This is a genomic window from Paracoccus sp. (in: a-proteobacteria), assembly GCF_039808215.1.
Taxonomy (GTDB): Bacteria; Pseudomonadota; Alphaproteobacteria; order Rhodobacterales; family Rhodobacteraceae; genus Paracoccus.
In genome coordinates this window covers 1-2,705 of record NZ_JBDHSP010000160.1, presented here as the reverse complement: position 1 = coordinate 2,705, position 2,705 = coordinate 1, and the positions used below count along the sequence as shown (strand labels likewise).

Here is a 2,705-nt window from a genome sequence, read left to right as displayed (position 1 = left end):
CCGAAGCTGTTCCTTGCCGTCCTTATACTTCGCCTGCTTCACCTCGACGATGATGTAGGGGACGGTCGGGCGGTCAGCGTCGAACACCACGATGTCGGCCCGCTTGGAACTGTCGCGCCCGAAGGTGATCGGGTATTCGATGGCGATGCGCGACCGGGCATAGCCGAGCTTATCGATCAGATGGGCGAGCCAAAGCTGGCGTGTCCGTTCCTCTGGCTTGAGTTGCACTTCCTTGTCGCGGACAAGGCATTTGACATAGGGGACCTGCTTACCCCGGCTCTCGCGCATCACTTCACGCTCTTCGAGAGCGCGAACTTCATCTTCAGAGAAAAGAACGAATTCACTGAATTCAGAAGTAATCTTGTTCATTGCACACGCCGCCTTATTTTTGTGGGCCACCGGTTTGGTATCGTACTGATATCGTATTCCAAGTGCCCGATCTCGCGTCTCTTCTATCCTCCTAAGCCCACGGATCACAAGGAACGGCGGCCCGTTCTGCGCACGCGCAATCGTACAGCAGCTCAAGGGCGAGACCGCGATGACAGTGGGCGGGGCGCAGCGCTTGGTCCACGCCATGGCGACACCCATCGAATTCTGGATGAACCCTGGTGGAACTATGACCTGGCTAGGCGCCAACCGGACCCAGATACTTCCGACATCCGGCCACTGAGCCAGCCGCCCCCATCCACCCGACCGGCGCAGTTTTCGGCCTTCCGGCGCCGGTCCGCGCCTGTCTTCCGGTTTCCGAATCATCTCGTTGATAAGCCGGCACATCTACGCCTGTGTCGGAGCGGAAGACGGGGGTTCGTGACTTGCGAAACAGAGAAAGACTGACGGAAAAACTGGTCCGGGCGGCTGAGCCGCGCCCGAAGGCATGGCAGATTTTCGACAGCGATGTGCTGGGCCTGTCGATCTGCATCTACCCATCGGGCGGGCGCAGCTTCATGTTCGATTACCGCGCGGCGGGGCGGCAGCGGCGGCTGACCATCGGGCGCTGGCCGGAATGGAACGTGACCGCCGCGCGCGAGCGCGCCAAGGCGCTGCGCCGCGATGTCGATGGCGGGCTGGATCCGCTGGCCGAGCGCGAGGAGATCCGCGAGGCGCCGCGTTTTCCGGATCTTGTGGCGCGCTACCTGCGCGAACATGCCGCGCATCTGGCGCCGCGCAATGCCGCCGATCAGGCGTCGATGCTGCACAAGCTGATCATGCCGCATTGGAAGCACCGGCTTGTGGCCGAGATCGAGCCGGCGGATGTCGAGCGGGTGCTGAACCTGATCGCCGAGGGGCGTTCGCGTCCGGCCAAGAAGAAACCGAAGGGCAAGCGCCGCACCCCGCTGAAGCCGCCAAAGCCCACGCCGGTGCGCGCCAATCGTGCGGGCGAGATGCTGCGCCGGGTCTTCAACCTCGCCATCGCATGGCGGATGCGCCCCGACAATCCGGCGGTAGGTTTTCGCCGCCGCGTCGAGACCGAGCGCGAGCGCTTCCTCGACATGGAGGAGATCGCCCGGCTCAGCGAGGCGCTGGGCGGGGCCGAGGACCAGCGCGGCGCCAGCATCATCCGCATGTGCATGCTGACCGGGGCGCGGCTGGGCGAGGTCCGGACCGCGCGCTTCGAGCATTTCGATCTGGAGCGCAACACATGGGTAAAGCCCGCCGCCAATACCAAGCAGCGCCGCATTCACCGGGTGCCGATCTCGGCAGAGACAGCGGCATTGGTGCGCACGCGGTTTTCCGCCGTGCCGGTCGGTTGCAACTGGCTGTTTCCAGGCGATGTCGAGGGCAAGGACCAGCCGGTGCAGGAGATTCGCCGCTTCTGGAAAGGCATTCAGGATCAGGCCGGGTTGCCCGGGGTGCGGGTTCACGATCTGCGCCACACCTTCGCCTCGCTGCTGGTCAGCGGCGGCGCGTCGCTGGAGATGATCGGCAAGCTGCTGGGTCATTCGCAATCCAGCACCACCATGCGCTATGCGCATCTGATGGATTCGCCCTTGCGCGCCGGCGTCGATGCGGTGGCCGACATGATGCGGATACGGCCGAGGCTCGTGCATTCCGCACCCTCGGCCGAGGAGGTTACGCCTCCGCGCTCAGCATCCGCAGGATCGGGCTGACCCGCTTGCGGACCGTGCTTTCGTCGGGGGCATCACCATCCGTGCTGTGGGCAATGAACCAGTCCAGCATTTCGCCCACGAGATCGCCCTGTTTCTCGGGCAGGCCGCGCTGGAACAGGCGCAGGATCAGGGCGCCATAGAAGCCCTCCCAATCGTGGCCCTTGCTCGAGTTGGGGTTGACCCGGCGAAACACCCCATGCTCCTCCTCGAAACGCGCCAGCGTGCCGGCCTGAATCAACAGATCGTCACGGGTGACCCGAAGCCCGGCTTCGGATGGCGGGATGTGTTTCCACTCGCCGCCACCCGGCAGTCGGACGCGGCGGATCACCCCTTTGCGCGGGCCGGTCCCGCAGCGGCGAAACATCGGCAGAATATCGCCCGGCGCAATCACCACCAGGTCCGAGAGGATCTCGGCCCCAAAGCACGTGGGCGGGATCGCAATGGTGATCTCCAGCTGATCGGACATGGCCCATTCGGCGATATCGGCGATATTGCAGTCCCAGCGGGCAGCAGCTTCGGTCAGCGTGTAGATCACGCGGTTTGGCAGAGCCATCGTGTATTTCCTGAATTGTTGGCTTTTGTGAAAGGCGTGCCTTT

At 64.0% G+C, this 2,705-nt stretch carries 3 protein-coding genes; 1 reads left to right on the top strand and 2 read right to left on the bottom strand.

Annotation, left to right across the window (positions count from 1 at the left end; genetic code table 11):
• On the bottom strand, nucleotides 1-576 hold a 576-nt coding region (locus WMK75_RS18970; RefSeq protein ID WP_347269130.1), incomplete at its 3' end, for a type I restriction enzyme HsdR N-terminal domain-containing protein.
• Nucleotides 577-812: 236 nt separating this feature from the next.
• Between WMK75_RS18970 and WMK75_RS18965 the strand changes: the two genes are divergently transcribed.
• Complete coding sequence (locus WMK75_RS18965; protein WP_347269129.1) at nucleotides 813-2,108, top strand: site-specific integrase; 1,296 nt, start codon at nucleotides 813-815, stop codon at nucleotides 2,106-2,108.
• Here the strand turns inward: WMK75_RS18965 and WMK75_RS18960 are convergent.
• Nucleotides 2,071-2,705: hypothetical protein (locus WMK75_RS18960; protein WP_347269128.1), on the bottom strand; the 635-nt coding region annotated here is incomplete at its 5' end. The genes WMK75_RS18965 and WMK75_RS18960 overlap by 38 nt on opposite strands.